This is a genomic window from Chelatococcus sp. YT9 (genome assembly GCF_018398315.1).
Classification (GTDB): Bacteria; Pseudomonadota; Alphaproteobacteria; order Rhizobiales; family Beijerinckiaceae; genus Chelatococcus.
In genome coordinates this window covers 3,376,477-3,395,862 of the sequence record NZ_JAHBRW010000001.1, presented here as the reverse complement: position 1 = coordinate 3,395,862, position 19,386 = coordinate 3,376,477, and the positions used below count along the sequence as shown (strand labels likewise).

Sequence of the window (19,386 nt, the reverse complement as noted above, 5' to 3'; positions counted from 1 at the left end):
GGCTTTAAAGGCGCATTGCGCCAAACTGAGCTAGGCTGAAACGAGCTGGGAAGGGGCAAGTGGTGCCGGGGGCGGCGTCTAATTCGCGTCCTATCATGCTGATTTAAAAAGAGAATTATCACAACGATTTGGGCGGATACCGTCAGAAATACCGTCACGGCCTGGCCCTTGGTTTTAGGACGCTAGGCGCTTGCTGTTGATAAGTCCATGGTCTAGCGAGCGCTTCGCCGGCTCGCGTGACTTGGCGCTCCTACGAAGCGTGACGGCAGCTGAAAGGTCCCCATGTGCCTTTGCACAAAAACGAGTTGTGCGTCATCGGGGCCATACACAAACCGAACCGCTCGCTGCACTGTCTCTCGATTTAAGTCCCTAACTTTGCCTGATGCTCCCAGCTGCCGGATAGAACGTCCGTGGCGAGCATCATTAGTTGCTACGAAGAACCTGCTGGGGCCAATGGGCAATACGATCAAGGCGTCTCGGCTGGTAAGAGCGCCTACGCGAGAGACCGGCCGATCGCTTGTCAGAAGGGGGTGTGCGGCTCCGGTGGTCTCGATGACCGACCATTCCATGTCATTGAGGATCGTGCCGAGTACAGGGCTGTCGATCATCTCTGCCTGCAACTCAAGCGCGTGCCGAGCGTGTTCGCTTTTCTCCAAGCCTGCAATCCACTCGCGAAACTCGCCAGGATCCGTGGGTGATCTCTCTGCGCTGTATTCAATCTGAAACTTATCGGAAACATCTAGCATGCGGTCCAGCCAGCGATTGCCCATCTCTGTAACATCTTCGGGGTGTCGCGATATCATCGACAATATAAATCTCGACCAAGCGCTTCTAAGTTTATAGTTGCTGCTTGTTTTATGGAAGTCATCTTCAATGAGACGAAGAGCGTCGCTGGCGAGAGTATCCAGTTCTTTGAAAAAATCATTCTCAAGGCAAAGCACGATATCGCCGCTATCGGTGCGGACATTGTAGACGTGCGCATCAAAGCCGGTCTCTTCAGGATGTCGTCTTTTGGCTTTAACTTGATCGCCATAGGGCTTGCTGAACTCAACGAGCTTTCCGTCCTTATTGGCCCAGCGTCGCAAATAGAACGCCGGTACGAAATGATGCCTCCAGGGCAATGGCTCGATTGCCGTCATGTGCGCTTTCCCCCTACCCACCAGCATACCTGCGGGCCATAAAAGCGCTAGATCCAGTGCGGCAGCCTGACGGCACCTGTGACCGGAAGAAAGGCGCCTATGGGCAGCGATTGAGCTGGGATGGCCTGAGATCCCGGCTATACTCTTGCCGCCGCTGGATGGCGATGCGCCCGACGCATCGACCATCGGCAAGCTCGCCGAGATCGCCGAGAACCTGCACCGCCGGCAGATCGATGATATCGAACGCGGGGAGCTGATCGCATCATGGATCGCGTTGCGTGATGAGCGCAAACGGACGCTGGCGGATAAGGTGGCCCAAGTTGGGCCACCTCCTGGCGGGAAGCAACCGCGCAATAAGGGCATCAGAGCAGCCGCCAAAGATCTCGGCATGACCCGGCAAACCGTCGAACGCGCCGTCAAGGTCGCCGCGCTTGCGCCGGAGGCGAAAGCCGAGGCGCGGAAGCGCGGGGTGGCCGGTAATCAGACGGTACTTCTCGCCGCCGCCAGAGAGCCTACGCCGGAATTGCAGGTGTCCGCGATCCGCCGCGGTACCGAGGAGCGGATCGCTCCGCCGCCGGCTGAGACGCCCTCGATACTCCAGATGCTGCTCGACGCCTGGGCGAAGGCTGATGAGGCTACCCGGCAGGAGTTCTTGCGGCAGGTAGAGTTGGAAAAACGTACACGTTCTGACGCTTTTTCTGCTCTACGCGTTGCTGCGGGGCGCAAATACGCCCAACTCGTCGAAACGGTCTTGACTTTCAAGTCCTGTTAACCATTGAATTTATTGCGCCCGACTACGGAGCGCTGCTGTGCCCCAAAATCGATGTCTATTTTAAACAGGAGCGTTTCATGCTCACTGCGAGCAACTACGTGTCGGAACAAGGCTTGGTTACTGCTAGTGAACTTATTGACGGAGCGGAGGTGTGTCGAGTTCTAGGTATTTCGAGATCATCGCTTTGGCGATTGGTGCGAGACGGCGTGTTTCCGCGGCCCATCGCGCTGTCGGCTCAGACGCGGCGCTGGCGCCGCGAAGATCTGGCCAAATACATCGACGCGCGCGTCGCTGAACGCGACGGCAAACAGGAGGACGCCAGTGAGTAATATTGCATCCTCGCAACTTCCTGAGCAGGACCTTCGTGACGCGAGCGACCTTCGAACCGTCTCCGAAGTCGGCACCCGGCTCGGGTTGTCCATCTCGACGCTCAATTCGTGGCGGAGCAAGGGACGAGGCCCGAGGTTCGTGAAGGTTGGCTCGCGGGTCCGATACCGCGACGAGGACGTTACTCGGTGGCTTATTGAGCACACTCGGCAATCAACTTGATGGAGGTATCTTATGGCGCATGTTGTTCCATTCCCCGCGACGAGCCTCATCGGCATAATCCGTCAAAACGTCAGGCGAGCAACCGACTTACCGACCCAGGCGGCAAACCGCTCGATCGCGCAAACGTGCAGGGGCCACATAAACGCCCTGACGGCCTTCGGAATTGAACCACGGATCGCAGCAGCGGAAGGCGCGGCGCTGGAAGGTGCGATTAGGGCTGAGCTGTGGCGTTCCGTCTTTGAGAGGATCGCCTGATGAGCGCTGAGCGCCTCGCCGTCCGGCAAAACACAGGTATAAAGAAGCCCGCGGTTCTCGCTCCCCTCAAGCAACTTTACTGCGGTGCCGACATCATGAACCGCGCCGCTCTACCTCGGTCTTGGATCGTTCCGGAGCTGATCCCAGACCGAACCGTGTCGTCGATCGGTGGGGACGGCGGACTTGGCAAGAGCCAGATCGCCCTTCAGCTTGCTGTCGCGGTAGCGACGGGGCGGCCGTGGCTCGGTATGGAGGTGGCGGCAGGCCCTGCACTGTATCTTTCTGCGGAAGATCCAATTGACGAAATCCGAAGGCGCTTGGATTGCATCAGTCGGAGGCACAAAATCGAGCGGGATGACCTTTCTGGGTTACACATACTTGATCAATCTTCCGGAAGTTCAGTCTTGGCGATCCCAGATCGTGGCGAGCTCAAACCGACGCCACTTTTCGAGGAGCTGAAGGCCTTTTGTGACACCTTTCGGCCGAAACTTCTCGTCCTCGATGCTCTGGCCGACATCTTTGGCGGAAATGAAATCGATCGTGTGCAGGTCCGAAGCTTCATATCGATCTTTCGGACCCTGGCGATCGAGAATGATCTCGCTGTTGTTCTGCTCACGCATCCGTCGAATGCCGGAAAGATGAATGGTTCGGGTATCTCGGGATCGACGGCATGGAACAACTCTGTTCGGTCGCGGCTGCACCTACAGGCCGGAAGGAAGGACGACAGTGATGATGTCCGCATCCTCACTGTCCCGAAGGCAAACTACTCGCGCAAAGGACGGGCAATTAGGATCTTCTGGGATGATGGGACGTTCGAGCGCGATGACGAGGCAACATCAAGAATGCCCGATAACAGCTATGACGCCGAAGCCGACGCGGTATTTCTGCGGATGCTCAAAAAATTCAACGCGATAGGTCAGGTCGTGTCTGACACACCATCCAAAAACTATGCTCCGGCCGTTTTTGCGAGAGAGCCAGATGCAGAACACATAGGTAAACTGCCCCTTGAGAAGGCGATGAAGCGGCTTATCGGAGCGGGGGATGTAGTCATGCGCAAAGTCGGCTCGAGCTCCAAACCCCGCAGGAGTTTGGTCATCGCTTGACTTCCAACGCTTCCAACCTGCTTCCAACGCACGTAAAAAGTCCGGGCAGCGACGTCCAACCGCATTCCAACGCCCATTCCAACCATCCGCCAACCCCTTTCCAACCCTTCCAACGGGTGGCGGACAACGGTCATCCAACGCCCCCCAGACCCCCCATTATATAAATTACCCTTTTTGAGCATGGCGCCGCAGGTCAGCGCTCTCCTGCTCCTAAGCTAGCCGGTCCGCGCGCGGAGCGCGGCCCGGCCTGGCCAGTCGGTGAGATCGTCATCATCTCGGCGCCTCTAGCCCGTTCGCGCTAGCGCCAGGCAGTGCCGCTCATACCATCCCGGCGCATGGCTCCTGGCCGAGGTCCAGCATTCCAAGGGCCGGCGCGCCGTTGCGCGTCCGGCTCTGGCGGAGCTCGCGGAGAACCTGCACCGAAAGCACTTGAGCCAGGACGACCGTGACCGACTGATCGTCGCGTATGCCGAGGCGCTGGCGGAGCGGGAGGCGAATAGTGGGAAAGCTGTTCCCACTATTCGTAAAGGTCGCGGACAGCCAAAGGGTACCGCGACCGAGACTGCGAAGGCGCTCGGCGTATCGAAGCGCCGCGTCAACCAGGCGATCGCTCGCGCCAGGGGCGTGAAGGACGAGCGCAAGCCGGATGCGCCTGCGCAGGAGCGGCCGGCGCCGGCGAGGAAACCGCAAGCTGACGGCGATGATAGGGCGGCATCGTTGCATGCGTCCCAGGCCGAAATCCTGGCCACGCTGACCGCGGCGTGGGACCTGGCCACCGTGTCCACCCGTGCTCGGTTTCAGGAGTACGCGAAGTCCGCGCCACTCATCGTGGATGAGGCTGATGGTTGAGTGCATCCCAGCCGACAATCGCCCGGACGTGTTCGGTAAGTCCGTCCAGACCATCGTCGAGCCGTCTATTCTACGCCGCATAACGCGCCTCATGCCGTAAGCCTCTTACGAGGCCGTAGAGACGCACGAGCGATTTATCAACGCCGGACAAGCGGAACTGAGCCGAGGCCGCTCCTGGGCCTTCCCTGGGCATCCTATGGGGCATCCGCGAGGATGTGCGGGCGGGCTGGCCCCCGGCACTAGGTTCTCCTGTGCCGGGGCGGGTGCCGCGCTGCGGTGCCAGCGCTAAAAATGAACGTTTTTGAAAATTCGCAATCGCCGTTTTGTTTTGGGATCGCCTCATGCCGAAATCCACCCCCAGAAAGCCCGATGAAGGGGCCGACTGGCCTGCCTCAAACGTGCAGATGATGCCCGGCCGCTGAGAGGTAGAGACAGGCTCCGGAGATGGCGGCGGATCCGGCCGCCGGCCGATCCGCTTGGTATCCATCGTGGCGATGGTGCCGTGCTTGGTGCGGAACGATCGAGGCTCACTATCCAAATTGGATAGTGACTTCCGGATGGTTCCTACCGTCGTGGGGCTGACCGCGCAGCGTCGGGAAATTTCCTGATCGCTCCAAGTTGACCATTCGGCATCCTCAAGGAGCCGCATCACGGCACGACGTTTGTCGTCATTGGTCCGGCGCAGGCCGTGCGCTGCGTTGACGCCGATGGCCGCTTATCTTTCCTGGACAATTGTATTCGACGCCACTCGCGCGCATTCATACTGCGACTAACTGCGTCTACGCTTGAGCAACTACGAGCAACTGCGGACTATGTATTTGTAGTGAAACTTTTTTTATTGTGCGAGGCGCCTTTTAGGACTACCTTTGACCTGCCGTCCGCCCGCTCCTGCCGGACTGAGCCCAGCGCCGGCGGCCGTCGCTCCCATCGGCGGCCGCCATTCCTGACGGGACATCATGAACGTATTTCAGAGCTTGAAACGGGCATTGGCGAGCAAAACGCCGACGCCATCAGTGGAATTGGGTAAGTTGATCGCGCAGGCCGCGTCCGAACGCGACGCCGCCCGCCGGCGGTTAGAAAGCCTCCGCGACGCCGATGCCGAAGTTGCACTTGATGACAGCAAGTGGAAGGCGAACGGGGCGGCGATTGCGGATGCTGAAAGGGAAGTGCTGCGCTTCGACCGTGTGATTGCGGAGTTGCAGGAGCGTCTTGCCGACGCTCAAGCCGCCGAGGCAACCGTAGAACGCAAGCGTCGGTATGCCGAAGCTGATGCCCGCGCCAACGAGATCGCCGCGTCGATCGACGGTCGGCTCGCGAAGATTGCCCGGGAAACTCAAGCGCTATTGCGCGACGTCGCGACCGCCCAGCGCGCGGTCGACGCCGTGAACGCCGACCTTCCCGATGGTGCAGGATACCTCACTGGGGTGGAGCTCCGCGGCAGGTCCGTACTGGAGAAGCCCTTCAGATCTGAGCGCCGCAAAGTGAAAGCGTGGGTGGAAGTTAGCAGCGGCCACGTCCGAGGGAGGGAGGTTCCTGGCCTCCAAGTCGATCCCGATGACCCCACAATTGGGTATGTGTCCGGGTCGGGTCGTAAGTTGAACTTCAATTCGCCTCGCCCGTATTCTTTCGAGCCAGCGCCCAATTCGGATTTCAGTCACGGTTTCAACACTGCGGTCCAAAAATTTGTGCTGACCGATGTGTACGAGGTCATTGAGTTCGCCAACGAGAAGGCTGCGTACACGCCGACGCCCCTGGCGTCGTCGATCGCACTGCCACCCGTTCGCCACGCCTACGGGGAGCCGGCCGCCTGGAAGCCGTTGCATGAACTGCACGCCTCGCCGGATAGCGTCCTGCAACATCTGGATTGGATCGCAGCGGAGGCGGCCAAGGCGGACCCCATCAATTGCGCATCGCCACCGCAGCCTGTGTGGACGGAGGTCCGGCGATATCTTACCTCGATCGGAGCGTCCGAATGATCGACCCCGAGTTTGGTGCGCGCATTGCGGCCCTAGGCCGGCAGTATGGCGTTACGATCGAGCCTCATGTCGGTGAGGCAGAGGGAGACTTCAGCCGTCGAGCGCTGGAAATTCTCGCCCACGCTGCACCACCGGCCGCCTCTGCGGAGACGGCCATGGCCGTGGCAATGGTCGGTGCAAATTTTCAGGGTCTGGTCGAGCGCCTGGCGCTGAGGCTCATCCGGGTCCCCGCCGAGGTGGGCGGGGACGTATCCACCCTCGACCGCATGCGCGATGCGCTCGCTCGCGCGCTCAACGAGAGTGCCGCTGAGATGAACGGGCTGGCTCACGCCATTGACGAGCGGATCGAAGCTGGCCGATCAGGCCAATTGAACTGAGGCCTCCATGGCGACGGTAACTTCCTCCCTGATTTTGAAGCTTGTCGACCAGATGAGTGGGCCGGCGAAGGGTGCGGCCGGCTCGCTCAAGGGTCTCGCCTCCGCGACAAAGGATCTCGAGAAGCTCGGGAAGATAAACGCCTTCCGCGAGGCAATGCGCTCCATGAAGGACGCGTCGGCCGCCTTCAAGAACGCGCAGGAACAAGTCCGGCGGCTAAAGACCGAGCTCGCTGGGACGGACAGCCCATCGCGGAAATTGCAGAGCGCGCTGAAGGCAGCCGAGCGTGCGGCGGCGAGTGCCAAGAAGGCGTTCATGGATCAGGGGCAGGCTGCGCGCCAGGCGCGCACCGCCCTTGAGCAGTCAGGTGGATCGGTTCGCCGACTGGCCGGCGAAGAGGCAAAGCTCCGCAACGCGATAGATCGCACGAATGCTGCGCTCCAGCGCCGCGCGCAGCGCGCGGACGCGCTTCGCGGCCTTGGCGGCATGGGAGCTGCCGGCGCGCTTTACATGGGCTACCAGGCGCGGCGTTTCGGCCAGAAGGCGATCGTGAGCGCCGCTGAGTTCGATCTCGGCATCAAATATCAGCAGAACTTTCAGCACCTTTCGGATGAGGAGCAGGCACCGCTCATCGCGCAGGCAAAGAAAATCGGTCAAGAAACGCCATTTACGAACCTCGATGTTGTCCGCGCGCAAACAAAGGCTATGCAGGGGCTAGGGCCCATCTCACCAGGAATGCGAGCTGAGATTGCCCAAGGCTTGATGGAGCATGTCAAGAATTACGCGCTCATCATGGAGGCCGATCTCGAGACATCTGCTGAGGCCGTCCGCTCCTATTTGCTTGCGACGCGCAAGGATATTTCCACGAAGGAAAAGGCGCTTCACGAGGCCGGTAAAGCCGTCAACCAGATCGTCAAAATGGCGAAGCTGGGCGGCATGGACGATGAAGATGTCCAGCAGTTCTTCAAGTATGGCGCGGCTGCGGCGACCGCTCTAGGGCTTTCGACGAATACGACCATGGCAATGGGCGCGCTCGCCAGGCGCAGCGGACTGCGCGGCGACGAGGCCGGCGTCTTCATCAGGTCCGCATCCGCCAAGCTCGCCTCTCCCACAAAGAAGGGCCTGGCGGCGCTTAATGCCGGCGGCATCAACTATTCCGACTACGTCGGCATGCCTGACACGCTCAGCACGGACCGTCTGGAAGGCCAATTTAAGCAGAACATGGGCGTCAAGCTCACGGACGCGTCGAAGCGGCGCCTGAGCAAGATCATGTCCGACAAGGACATCATCAAGGACCGCGCCCGGTTCGTCGAAGAGGTCACCGGCGCGGTGGAGCAGCAGTTTCCGACGACCAAAAAGGGAACGATGCGTCCGGCGGACCGGCAGAACATCGCCAAGGTCGCGAACACCTTTCATGCGCTGTCGGCGCAGACGGTCGATGCTGAGCGCCTGCTCGATGCCATCATGTCATCGAGCATGACGCTGGCCCAGCTCAACGCGATCTTCACGGATCGTCAGGGCGGCCGCGGCGCGATCACGCAGGCCGGCTGGGATGACTTCAAGGCGATGTGGCTTCAGATCAAGAATGCCGGCGATGACGAGGACATGGCCAAGAACATGGCCACGAATATCATGTCCGGTCTCGGTGGCTCTCTCGAGAACCTGAAGGGGTCCGTCGAAAATCTGACGCTGTCGATTGGCAAGGCCAACGAAGGGGTCCTCAAGTTCTCGATGGACAAACTCGGGAACATGTTCGACGGCATCTCCGAAATGGACAGCAAGGCCCTTCAGGCCGCATCTGCCCTTGGTGTGCTCGTCGTCAGCACGGCGACCCTTGCGGCGATGTGGAAAGGTGCCAAGCTTCTCGGTGGCGTCCTCGGTCTCGGTGGATCCGACATCGCGCTCAAGGGCTCAGCCTTAAAACTAGATGGTTCCGCGGTCGCGCTGACGCGCGCCGCCGCTGTCCTCGCTGGGTCCAAAGGCGAAACTCTCGCGGACCTGCCGAAGAATGCGGGCGCAGAGAAGCTCGGTGTCGTGGCTGCTCTCTGGCGAACCCTGCTCAGCTCAGCGCCGATGCTGGCTGCCGTGGAATTGGCGAATACGACAACTCCTGATGAGAACGAGCGCCTTCAGCGAGCGAAGAAGACCAGCCAGGACGTTCGGCGTGAGCATGGCGACGCGACGCTGGCAGAGGCCCGCAAAAGGTATCAGCCTTGGTATGCGCGCCGGTCACTCGACAGTGAGGATGAGAACGACGCTGACTACGTCCGTCGCCTCCTTGAGGATCGGGAAAAGCTGAAGTCGAAGAAGTCGCAGGTCTTTAAGGTGCCGCCCAGCACCGAAATGAATGCGCGCGACTTCACGCTTGGGTCGAATGGGCTCAGCCGCATTGGCAAGAGCCAGCCTAGGTCGAACCAAGGCTACCTGTCGGACTGGGACACGCGGCGCGTGGCGCAGGTCCCGACGGGCCTGAATGCCCCGCGTCCCGATGAAGTCCGCCAGCCCGAGCTGAGCCCGGACCATATTCGGCTTGGCGGTCCCAATGTGAAGGCGCAGGTCGACACCTCGGCGCTTGGCGCCGCGAAGGCGGAAGCGCAGGAGACCGGCGCCGGCATAAAGTCGGCCCTCGACGTGACCGCGAAGCCGAAGGTGGATACCTCCGACCTGACAAAGACGCTGGACCTCGCCCGTCAGATTAACTCGGAGCTGAGCCGGACAGGGGCTTTGGCGCAGTCAGTCGGCCGCGCTGCTCAAGACAGGCTCGCTCAGAAAATCCGCGGCATTCACGCAGATATCGGAATTGAGGCGCGCTGACGGAAGTCAGAGGAGGAATTCCTATGCACAACTACGACCAACCTGACACGACCGAGCTTCCGGTTGGCGCAATCGATATTGCCGCCCTGGCGAGACTTCCCAAGCCGGCGGATGCGGCGGCGGAACGTCGCCGCGCTGTCGAGATCCATAGCGTGGGCGCGCAGGCCCGGCGTCTCGGCATCTCCATTGATGTTGCCGCTGCCCTCGAGTTGGGGATTGACCCGCGTGGCCTCCAATTGGCGGTCCTAGACGCCGCCGCAGCGCGGAGCGACGCCACCGTCGTCGTCGCCGCCCCGCCCGAAGCGCCAGCCCTCGCCGCCGGTCCGCCTAGACCCAAGCGCTCCGCGCTCGTGGAGATGGCTCGCCGCTCAGCCGATGCTGGGAGCTCTGACCGGTGATCGCGCCCCACCGCATCGCCGGCCAGTTCTTTAACCGGCCGCTGCTTCTCACAGAGGTTTCCGCCCGGACAATCAGCTCGTTCCTTCTCTCGCGCTTTGAGATGCGCCGCGGTGCGGGCGGCGACGACGACGCCGGCACGACGCGGCAGGCGTTCAATGCGCAGCAGAAGCCTGATGGCAGCGTGGAATACCATTCTCCGCGAGCCAGCCGCTTTATCGGCGATTACCGCACCGGTCCTGATGGCCGCCCGACGCCCTATCGTGTAACGGCGGACGGTACCGCAATCATTTCGATTATTCGCGAGCTGGTGAACCGCGGCGCCTGGGTCGGGGCAAGCTCGGGCCTCGTATCCTACGAAGGCCTGTCGCATTCGCTGCGCACCGCCGCTCGCGATCCGCAAGTCAGCGCGATCCTGCTCGATCTGGAAAGCCCGGGCGGCGAGGCTGGCGGCGCTTTCGAGACGGCCGCTCTCGTCCGCAAGGTGCGCGAGGAAAAGCCCGTCATCGCGATGGTGAATGGCATGGCGGCATCGGCCGCCTATGCCATCGCCTCCGGCGCCTCGCGGATCATCAGCATCCCGACGGGTCTCGCTGGCTCGATCGGCGTCATCATGCTGCACATCGATATCTCGGAATATCTCGCGGCCGAAGGCGTCAAGCCCACCCTCATCTTCGCTGGCGCGCACAAGGTGGATGGGAACCCTTACGGGCGGCTGCCTGATGCTGTTCGCGCGAGGTTCCAGAAAGACATTGACGCCTTCTATTCCCTGTTCGTCCAGTGCGTCGCGGCTGGCCGCAAGGGCCTGTCAGCCGCCGCCATCCGCTCAACGGAGGCGGAGACCTTTCTCGGTCGCGAGGCCGTTCGGCGCGGTCTTGCCGACGATCTCGGGACACTAGAGGAGGTCATCGACGCGAAGCCCAGCCGGTTGGGCCGTGCCAGCGTCCGCTCCACATCAATCTCATCAACCCGGGGATCGACGATGACTTCCGACACCATTTCTGTTTCTGAAGCCCACGAATTCATTGCCATGACGCCGGCGGCGGTTGCCGCCGGAATTGACATCGAAGCGGAGGTTCGCGCCGGCGCATCCGCCGCCGATCTTCGCGCCAGGCTTGCCGCAACCGGGCTCGCCAACGGAGCGAAGACCGGTGAGGCCGCCATCGTGACCCTGGCGCGCTCCAGCGCCGCAGCCGCCGCAACCCGGCAGGGCTCTGACGGACAGGTTGGGAAATCGCCGCTCGTCACGCTGGCGCAAGCTCGCGCTGACCGTGCCCACCGCGGCAGGGCCATTCTTTAAGGAGGAGAGGCATGGAAAAGAAAACGCGTCGCTCGACGCCGCGCCGGCTTTACTACGGCCCTGAAAAAATGCGCGCTGCCTTCATGGCCGGCGCCGGCCGCTCGGGCACAGAGATCGCGACGGCGCTGGGCGGGACAAGCAGCCATAAAGTGCGCGCCATGCTGCGCAAGGCCGGACTGGCGATGCCGTCCACCGCTGACGATCGGCCGCTGCCGCTCGTGCTCCGGCGACGGGAGCTGTCAGCCCTGGAAACGGCTGCCGACCGCCGCGACGTGTCGCCTGAGCAATTGGCGACGGCGGTGCTGCGGGCGTGTATCGCGGACCCGGTTCTGTTCGACAACATCATCGACGACGCAGCCTAACAAGTCCCCACAGCGCCTCGCCTTGGGCGGGGCGCTGCTCAAGAGATCGGATCGAGGGGATCAGGCTATCGCCAGATGCCGCGATGGCCGGGGAATAGGTCTGCCCATGCCGCGTGCAGCTTCGATCCAGGTCAGGATTGCGTCCTGCACGTTGACGATCGCCTCTTCCGGCGTCTCACCATCGCTCATGCAGCCTGGCAGATCCGGGACGATCGCCGCGAAGCCCCCACCGTCCTCAGCGGAAAGTGGCTCGACAACGACCGGGTATTCAAGACGGGTCATTGGGACCTCCTTACCGCGTCGATGAATGCGACGGAGCTTTCATATATATACCGGCTTGATTGGTCGCTTGAAAGGCACGGTCAGGATCTCCGGCATCGCATCATGCGTCACCTTGTAGTGAGAGCTGCCTGATCGCGATGGCGCACAGATTATACCATGCTCCCGGCAGACCGCCTCGACATCGGCGATCGACCAGTCGGATTGCGGGTTGCGGCGCATCTGCTCCAGGCGCTTGCTCACCCGTCGTTCTCAGCGTTGAGCTGTTCAGGCTTCAGTCCCTCATCGGCACTCTGGCGCAGGCTGACGCCTTCGCCAAGCGCCGGGTCGCCGGCTGCGAGAAAGACGATGCCGTGCTTCTCGAACGCTTGCACCATCATGGCGAGCGTCGCCCGCCGGGGGATCGCCGTATCGGCCTCGAAGGTCCGCACGGTCGAGATGCCGACCTGCGCGGTGTTTGCGAGGTCGACCTGCGACCAATTGAGGAGCGCCCTGGCGGCGCGGCATTGGGATGCTGTCATCATGCGCGCACAATATGCGCATTGCGAAATAGTAGCCAGAACCAACGAAAAAAGATGGACCGCGATCAGCTTCGTGGTTAACTTTTAGAAACAACGGAAAACGTTGCTTGCCTTCACCGCTGCCGCGACCCCTGTGCGCGGCAAACGCTTTCGCTCGCCCTGATGACCGAGGCCTTCCATGTCGATATCGCTTCCCCCCAACGAACCGCCGTCCGATCCATTCGACCTTCCGTCGCTCTCACGGTCCGAGCAGGCCGCGCTTGCCGCGCGCCTGCTGCCCCCAGCTGTCGCCGATGAAACGACCGTGGCCGCGCTTCTGGATCGCTACGCGTATTGGGACGATGCGGCCTTCGACGAGCCGATTGCCAAGGCAGCGCAACGGGATCAAGAGAGCCCCGTGTTTCGTATGATCGCCGATCGGAAAGGAGCGGTCATCGACCGGCTAGTCGCCACGCCGGCGGTGTCGGTCGATGAACTGGCAGAGAAATTGATCCACGCCATCGATCTCCTGGGCGGTGAATGGGTTGACCAGCGCGACTTCCGCCTAATCGAGAGCGCGGCTCGCGATGCGGCGCGGTTGAGGGAAGAGGAGCGGCGCCAGCCGTCCGCCGCACTGACGTAGCGCGCCCAGCGGCGACCCTGCCGCTGTCTCTTCCAGCGATCCTGTGATGGGCCCGGTCCGCTATGGCGGCCGGGCCCTTTTTTTTGCGCGCCGTGCAATCGCGCCCGGGCTGGACAGATTGTCGGCGGCTGGGAAGGTTCCGGTCCATTTCTTATGGACTGGAGACGACATGACCCTGGAACGAGAAAAGCCACCTCCTGCTTTCGCCGAATTGGTGGAAGCGCTCGCCCGTAGGCAGGCGCGCATCGACGCAAGAACGGCCGGAATGGAGGTACCCAGTGACAGGAACTACGACGACCCACGCCCGCGCGGTGACGTACAGCCGGTTCTCGACCGAGCTTCAGACCGAAAGGTCGATTGAGGATCAGCAGGCGCTTTGTCGAGAGTACGCTTCGAAAAACGGTCTCACGGTCGTGGCCGAATACGCCGACCGCGCTCGATCTGGCGGATCTGTCATCGGCCGGGACGGCCTGTTCGCGATGATGGAGGCGGCGAGAGCTGGCCAGTTCGACGTGCTGGTCGTCGAAGCCCTGGACCGCATCTCTCGCGATATGGAAGACCTCTCTGCCATCCACAAGCGGCTGACATTCGCCGGTGTGGATATCCTCGCGGTCCATGACGGTCGCGCCGATACCGTAACCGTCGGCCTGCGCGGCCTTGTCGGCCAGCTCTATCGTGAGGACAACGCGCGCAAGGTGCGCCGCGGCATGTCCGGCGTGATCCGGGACGGCCGAAACGCCGGCGGCAGGTCATACGGATATCGGCCTGTTTCGGGAAAGCCCGGAGAGCTCCAGATCGTCGAGGAGGAAGCCGAGGTCATCCGGCGGATCTTTGCTCTGTATCGAGATGGGATCTCGCCGCGCGCGATCGCCGGCATGCTCAATGACGAGGACGTACCACCGCCACGCGGCGCCCGGTGGAACTCGTCCACGATCAACGGCAACACGAAGCGCGGGAATGGGATCATTCAGAACCCGATCTATCAGGGGCGCCTGATCTGGAACCGCGTCCGCATGGTCCGCGACCCGGAGACGGGCAGGCGCGTCTCCCGGGTCAATCCCGAGGCTGAATGGCAGACCGCTGACGTGCCGCATCTGCGGATCGTGGATGAGGCAACCGCGGCCGTTGCCACCGATCGGAAGAAAAAGCGTGGCTGGGCTCATGGGCAGCCGACGCCCAAGAACGCCCGCTTCCTCTCTGGGCTGCTCCGCTGCGCGGAGTGCGGCGGCGGGTTGGCCGCAGCCGGTCCCGACCGTGGCGGCCCGCGCGTCTTCTGTTCCACCCACAAGGAGAGCCGGACCTGCACGAACAGCCGTCGCTACTATATCGAGAAGATCGAACGCCCTGTGCTCGATGCGCTGCGCGCAGCCTTGTTCGATCTTGCGCTCGGTCCAACGTTCGAGGCTGCCTATGCGGCAGAATACCGGCGTGTGGGCTTTGCGCCCAAGCGTGCCGAGGCTGAGCTCGATCGCGAGATAGCAGACATCAAGGCTGCGATCGCGCGGTTGGTCAAGGTGGTGGCGGCCGGTGCCATGTCGGACGAGGACGTGGCGGCAGAGATGGCCGACCTGCGCCGCCGCCGCGCCAGCGCGGAGGCCGCGAAATCAAAGCGAGGTTCTGGCGCGGCGACCATGAAGCCGCCGGCGACGGATCCGACCCAGCAAAGGTATGCGGAAAGCCTCAGATCTCTCGATCAGCTCATCCACGCTCCAGGGACGGTCAATGAAGTGATTGTCCAAAGGATACGCGATCTCGTCGGGTCCGTGATCGTCCACAGGACGGTCGCGTACCAGCCCTACCGCATCGAGGTCAAAGGCAGCCTGGCCAGATATATGGAGTGAGGGACGCGGCGCGCTGTGCAAAACTGCTTCGCGCGGCGCGCCTGAAACAATGTGCGCAGTGGCGATCCATACTGGAAGGGCTGTGCCGTTGCTCGCGCCAGCTTAGGTTTGAGCCTCGACGTGGCTCGAGCCTTTGCGTTGGATACGCGTAGGATCCGCGCAGGTTCCGGTTCTGTGGTCCTACAGGAACTCGCCGAACCGGAAGCCATCCTCTACGCCCGCGATGATCATTGGGCTGGTTCGCATGAGCAGGAATTCGTCGTGGATCGACGACGGCTCACGCATGTGCGCGTAATTGAGCGCTTTAGGTAGCTCCTCCTCCTGTCGGATTGGCTTTGCAAAAGGATGGCCCCGGCCTTCTAGCTTGATCGGGGAAGCGATCTCGCGGCCGGGGCCTGCCCTCGGGGGAGCGAGGACGGCGGGATATTACCATCGTCGAGCCGTTTGTCATGACGCGGCGCTCTCTCCTCTATCGGGCGCTCGCCCGAGCTGCGCGCGGGGAATGCGGTGACGTTGGTCGGAGGAGCCGGAGGCTTGGGTTTTCGCGCCGGCTGCCTCCTGCCTTTGGTGTCGGTGACGGTCGCGACGTGCGGAATTTCCGCACGTCCTTGTAGCCGCGCCCTGGCGCTACCTACGGTCTTATCGTCGACGCCGAGTTCACCGGCTATCTGCCTATTAGACCGCCCGGCTTCTCGCGCAGATCGTCCTAGATCAGCGCGACGGTCGCGGGGTCCATGCTGGCGGGGATGGCGCGGATCATGCTCAAGCTTCGGGACTGAAATGGCGGCTCATAATGCTGCCTACCATGGCCTAGCGACCGAGCGCCACCGCCAGCCGAGGCCCAGTGGGGTGTGAAACGGCTTAGAAGAAACGGGCCGGAACGACCTACTAACCAGTATATCTCTTCAGCTCTTTGTCTAGACGGTTATTGACGGTGGAAATAAATACGCCGAGCTGATCAGCCGCCTTTCGGATAACTTCCTTAGTTTGATCAAGAGATTTGTGAGGGGCATATACCCGATCCATTTCAGCTACAAAAGCTTCCCAAGGATCTTGGAGAGACTGTACCCAATCGCATCCTAGGGCGAATTCGCTTTCATCAAATCTTGTGAAGGCATGTTCCAGGCGGTTATATGCGACTGAAACCTCTCGATTGATATCACCAGCTGTGTCTCTTACAGCATCTACTAGCGCTCCGGAGGCCTCAAGGCTCCGAAGTGTTAGGCGGCACTCACCGAGCAGGCCGAGTGCCAAGTCCACTGGCGTTCGCATCCTCTTGAACTCATCAAGCTTAACGCTATCGTCCCTGATTTTACTCGTCCGCCTGTAATTTATTACGTTGAAAATGAACGTAACAATCAATCCAAGCCATGTCGCCGCCCAAGGGATAGCTTGCAACCAGAGCGAGTGAGTTTCAGGGGCGCCGGACGTCATGCAGCTAGAATGGAGCCTCTACGCATCAGCGACGCACTTATGCCGCTCTCGACTTGCCGCAAGACAACAGGATCGGCATCAAAGCGATATCGAGCTAAAAATTTTTCACGAGATGCAGCACGGCGCACGCTCTCAGCAAACATACCCTGGAAGAAGGAGGGGGTAAGCGTATAGACCTCATGGGGTACGACTACGAGCACCTCTTCACCACGCTCGTCTGCTGCCTCGAGCTGAAACTTTTTGCGCGCAGCGAGACCGCGCTCGTGACCCGATAGGTTCCGAACCTCACCGTTGCCCGTCAGTTCGCTCAGCTTGATCTCCAACATCGACCGCCGCCTTCAAAAACTCTACATCCAGCACAAAAGACACCCCAATGACGGTCCCCGCGAAACGATCTTCCAGGTCGAACACGAACTGGCGATCGGGCGGCTCATCCGGGCTATTGTTCGCGTTGCACCATAACACACGAGGCCTGAACGCGTCACCTCGCCTTCCTAGTAGGTACGGGGGGCGGAGCTGAATGCAAGAGGAGCCTGACACAATCGTTATGCGCGGCTCCCTGTTCGGCTCGGTCGTAGCCCCAAGACCACTTACAAATTCGAAAACGTCCTGAAATCCAACGCCCCCCCTAGAATGAGCGGAGGCGTCAGCGTCACGGGTAACGCCGTCTTGCAATGCGATCAATGTGGCCAAAGTTGCGGCTGACTGTCCGGTGCGCTTATGTCGCGTCGCATAGGCAACTATGTCGTCTTGAGTTCTCTTCTCGGCCGTGTCCAAGCTTTCTGCAATCGAAGCTCCGACTGACAGGAATGCCATGTGGCAACGAAAGACCTCTTCACCACCTTCGCGCCTTCTGGCCATAAAGGCGGCCACAGACCAGCTCCCATCCTTGGAAACTGGATCACTGTGTCGCTCAGCATTATCTAACAGTTCCCCGATAATGTTTGAGAATTGTGATTTGCCGCTCGTGGTTAGCCCAAGCTCGGCCGCCTCGAGCAGCCACTCATCAATGGCGTCGCAAAAATCGTCCGAAACCTTCTCCCTCGGCTGAGGAGCCAGATCGCGATCCGGGGATTTGGATGTCCGCGGTGGTCGCCTCCTCCGCAATGGAAACGCCCAAACGTCGCTCAAGTCGCTAGCAAGCTCGAGGCGCATCCCGAGTGGCTTTCGCAGCCCGACGGCTTCAACGACCTTCTGCACCGGCATCGACATACGGCCCCCATGAAAAACATGGGCCATATCGTCCCAAATTTCCGCTAGGACGAGATACGGCGCAATGTCTATGCAATGATCGTCGTCGAAGTGCAGATGAGCGGTCGCTGCTTCGCATTCGATGGCTGCTAGCTTCTTAATAGCTTTCAGGGTCTCGGCCGGGTAGTCAATCAATGAGAAATTACTAAGCGAAAGATCTTGATAGCCTAATTTGCCACGACGCTTTGTGACCGGCCGCCAGTTAGCCTCACGATCGGGATACAATCCAGTAAGCAGTGGAGAAGGTCTGTATCTCGATAGGAGCAATGCCCTGGGCAGTGGTACCCTCGCACCGCGCCGTAATCGTTTTGCTATTTCGCGGGTTTTCCGGCGTGCATACCTTTTCCGTCCAACACGCGCCACTTTGGCATAAACACCACTTACTGCGCCCTTCTTTAGCCTCCGTCGATAAAAGCGAAGGAAGGCCGCCGTCAGTTCGTCCAATGGAATTTTGGCAGGTGCCGCGCCCCACTGGGACCCAACATCTTTCAAGCGTCGCTGAAAAAACTTAGGAAAATTCGGAAAGAGCTTTTGCAATGGGCCGGCACCATCTCAGAGATGCATCAGCAAAACATCAACCTTTCGCGATCCGCAAGCGAAGAAAGCTTTTGCCTTGTTGAAAGCCGGTAGCGATCGATAATCCCTGAAGAGTTGGGTCGAGCGCACGTTTACGGCGCCATCAGATGCCGGATCCATCATCTAAAAGAATGCGAGAACCCACTATCGCCTTGAACGATAGTACGGGCGCACATAGGTGCCGTCTCTCCTTGTGTACCCGCTTACGTAGTTAGTACGAGGCAAACCTGTAACGGTACTGATTTGGCCATAGCATCCAAGGCTTTCGCAGCCGTTGCTCGAGCTGGGCCGGCTACCGTAGGTCGTAGGGGGAACGTAAGTCGATGGCGCCGCCGTAGCGGCTGCCGGCGCAGGTATCACAGTAGGTTCTGCCGCTGCGACTGACGCGCCCTGCACTGGAGGAGAGCTTGACGTCGGTGCCAAGTTTGATCTTTCCAGGGCGGCATTGACACGCTCCAGATCCGCCAGATCCTCTCCCGCCAGCGACGTGATATACCCCGTCCCTCTTGGGTGCCCATCCACTTTGGCCTCCACCGTCGAATTTCCGACGAAGAGGAGCGCTGTGGTGCCCCCCCGAGGCGATGCCACTGCCACGCCTCTAGTGCCATCGTCGCAGACAAGGCGGGCGATAAGATCCGAGACGCCGTTCAGGGTTTGATAGGAGCCATAGCAGTTCGCCGCCCCGCTTTGGAAAGAGACGGAGAACATGTCACCCGCCGCAGGCCCTAAAGGACGAGATGGTGTTTGAACAACTGCCGCCGCGGGCTGAACGGGAGGCGCGGTTGTCGAGATGCGTTTTTGTTGGGCTCCGCAACCGGCAATAGTGATCGCGATTGTGATTGCAATAGCTGCGGCACGCATGCGCTACCCCCCGATACCCCACTCAGAGGCAATCGCGAGGCAACGGCAAAGTCAATTAGAGAACGCCGACCACCAGACGTTCGTCGCTGGGCTGAAAACAGTGAGATCGAC

21 protein-coding genes are annotated in these 19,386 nt (G+C 60.9%); 14 read left to right on the top strand and 7 right to left on the bottom strand.

Annotated elements, in window-relative coordinates:
- Positions 1–212: 212 nt before the first annotated feature.
- Positions 213–1,139 carry a DUF4238 domain-containing protein gene (locus KIO76_RS15655; RefSeq protein WP_213324128.1) on the bottom strand — a complete coding sequence of 309 codons (927 nt, stop codon included), beginning with the start codon at positions 1,137–1,139 and terminating at the stop codon, positions 213–215.
- Positions 1,140–1,284: 145 nt separating this feature from the next.
- Here KIO76_RS15655 and KIO76_RS15650 point away from each other — a divergent pair, with 145 nt between their 5' ends.
- From KIO76_RS15650 to KIO76_RS15600, 12 genes are all read left to right on the top strand, one after another.
- Positions 1,285–1,911, top strand: a complete 627-nt coding sequence (locus KIO76_RS15650) for a ParB/RepB/Spo0J family partition protein (RefSeq protein WP_213324127.1) — start codon at positions 1,285–1,287, stop codon at positions 1,909–1,911.
- Positions 1,912–1,988: 77 nt separating this feature from the next.
- Positions 1,989–2,240, top strand: a complete 252-nt coding sequence (locus KIO76_RS15645) for a helix-turn-helix transcriptional regulator (protein WP_213324126.1) — start codon at positions 1,989–1,991, stop codon at positions 2,238–2,240.
- Positions 2,233–2,460 carry a helix-turn-helix transcriptional regulator gene (locus tag KIO76_RS31390; protein WP_291975331.1) on the top strand — a complete coding sequence of 76 codons (228 nt, stop codon included), beginning with the start codon at positions 2,233–2,235 and terminating at the stop codon, positions 2,458–2,460. Before KIO76_RS15645 ends, KIO76_RS31390 begins: the two co-directional genes overlap by 8 nt.
- Before the next feature lie 12 nt (positions 2,461–2,472).
- Positions 2,473–2,715 (top strand): DUF6074 family protein, encoded by a 243-nt coding sequence (locus tag KIO76_RS31770; RefSeq protein WP_363316796.1) that lies wholly within the window; start codon positions 2,473–2,475, stop codon positions 2,713–2,715.
- Positions 2,715–3,818 (top strand): AAA family ATPase, encoded by a 1,104-nt coding sequence (locus tag KIO76_RS15635; protein ID WP_213324125.1) that lies wholly within the window; start codon positions 2,715–2,717, stop codon positions 3,816–3,818. The genes KIO76_RS31770 and KIO76_RS15635 overlap by 1 nt, the downstream gene beginning before the upstream one ends.
- Before the next feature lie 429 nt (positions 3,819–4,247).
- Positions 4,248–4,667: a hypothetical protein gene (locus KIO76_RS15630; protein ID WP_213324124.1), complete on the top strand. Its 420-nt coding sequence runs from the start codon at positions 4,248–4,250 to the stop codon at positions 4,665–4,667.
- Positions 4,668–5,623: 956 nt separating this feature from the next.
- Entirely contained in the window at positions 5,624–6,643 is a 1,020-nt protein-coding gene (locus KIO76_RS15625; protein WP_213324123.1) for a hypothetical protein, read from the top strand.
- Positions 6,640–7,020 carry a hypothetical protein gene (locus tag KIO76_RS15620; protein ID WP_213324122.1) on the top strand — a complete coding sequence of 127 codons (381 nt, stop codon included), beginning with the start codon at positions 6,640–6,642 and terminating at the stop codon, positions 7,018–7,020. Before KIO76_RS15625 ends, KIO76_RS15620 begins: the two co-directional genes overlap by 4 nt.
- A gap of 7 nt (positions 7,021–7,027) precedes the next feature.
- Positions 7,028–9,832: a phage tail tape measure protein gene (locus KIO76_RS15615; protein WP_213324121.1), complete on the top strand. Its 2,805-nt coding sequence runs from the start codon at positions 7,028–7,030 to the stop codon at positions 9,830–9,832.
- A gap of 23 nt (positions 9,833–9,855) precedes the next feature.
- A complete protein-coding gene (locus KIO76_RS15610; protein WP_213324120.1) occupies positions 9,856–10,230 on the top strand; it encodes a hypothetical protein in 375 nt (124 codons plus the stop codon).
- Complete coding sequence (locus tag KIO76_RS31385; RefSeq protein ID WP_213324119.1) at positions 10,227–11,528, top strand: S49 family peptidase; 1,302 nt, start codon at positions 10,227–10,229, stop codon at positions 11,526–11,528. The genes KIO76_RS15610 and KIO76_RS31385 overlap by 4 nt, the downstream gene beginning before the upstream one ends.
- A gap of 11 nt (positions 11,529–11,539) precedes the next feature.
- The gene (locus KIO76_RS15600) at positions 11,540–11,890 is read left to right on the top strand and encodes a hypothetical protein (RefSeq protein ID WP_213324118.1); all 351 of its coding nucleotides are present in this window, start codon (positions 11,540–11,542) and stop codon (positions 11,888–11,890) included.
- Between the two features lie 60 nt (positions 11,891–11,950).
- Here KIO76_RS15600 and KIO76_RS15595 read toward each other — a convergent pair whose 3' ends face one another.
- The 3 genes from KIO76_RS15595 to KIO76_RS15585 are packed head-to-tail and all read right to left on the bottom strand — an operon-like array spanning position 11,951 to position 12,693.
- Entirely contained in the window at positions 11,951–12,172 is a 222-nt protein-coding gene (locus KIO76_RS15595) for a type II toxin-antitoxin system HicB family antitoxin (protein WP_213324117.1), read from the bottom strand.
- 39 nt (positions 12,173–12,211) lie between these two features.
- Positions 12,212–12,412, bottom strand: coding sequence for a type II toxin-antitoxin system HicA family toxin (locus KIO76_RS15590; protein ID WP_213324116.1), 201 nt, complete (start codon positions 12,410–12,412; stop codon positions 12,212–12,214).
- The gene (locus KIO76_RS15585) at positions 12,409–12,693 is read right to left on the bottom strand and encodes a helix-turn-helix domain-containing protein (protein WP_213324115.1); all 285 of its coding nucleotides are present in this window, start codon (positions 12,691–12,693) and stop codon (positions 12,409–12,411) included. Before KIO76_RS15585 ends, KIO76_RS15590 begins: the two co-directional genes overlap by 4 nt.
- 175 nt (positions 12,694–12,868) lie before the next feature.
- On the opposite strand from KIO76_RS15585, the gene KIO76_RS15580 reads away from it, so the two are divergent.
- Both KIO76_RS15580 and KIO76_RS15575 read left to right on the top strand, forming a co-directional pair.
- A complete protein-coding gene (locus KIO76_RS15580) occupies positions 12,869–13,312 on the top strand; it encodes a hypothetical protein (protein ID WP_213324114.1) in 444 nt (147 codons plus the stop codon).
- Positions 13,313–13,590: 278 nt separating this feature from the next.
- Positions 13,591–15,153 (top strand): recombinase family protein, encoded by a 1,563-nt coding sequence (locus KIO76_RS15575; RefSeq protein ID WP_213324113.1) that lies wholly within the window; start codon positions 13,591–13,593, stop codon positions 15,151–15,153.
- 888 nt (positions 15,154–16,041) lie between these two features.
- Here KIO76_RS15575 and KIO76_RS15570 read toward each other — a convergent pair.
- From KIO76_RS15570 to KIO76_RS15560, 3 genes are all read right to left on the bottom strand, one after another.
- Positions 16,042–16,515 carry a preprotein translocase subunit SecD gene (locus tag KIO76_RS15570; protein ID WP_213324112.1) on the bottom strand — a complete coding sequence of 158 codons (474 nt, stop codon included), beginning with the start codon at positions 16,513–16,515 and terminating at the stop codon, positions 16,042–16,044.
- A gap of 68 nt (positions 16,516–16,583) precedes the next feature.
- A complete protein-coding gene (locus KIO76_RS15565; RefSeq protein ID WP_213324111.1) occupies positions 16,584–16,913 on the bottom strand; it encodes a hypothetical protein in 330 nt (109 codons plus the stop codon).
- Positions 16,873–18,375, bottom strand: coding sequence for a hypothetical protein (locus tag KIO76_RS15560; protein ID WP_213324110.1), 1,503 nt, complete (start codon positions 18,373–18,375; stop codon positions 16,873–16,875). Before KIO76_RS15560 ends, KIO76_RS15565 begins: the two co-directional genes overlap by 41 nt.
- Positions 18,376–19,386 lie beyond the last annotated feature (1,011 nt).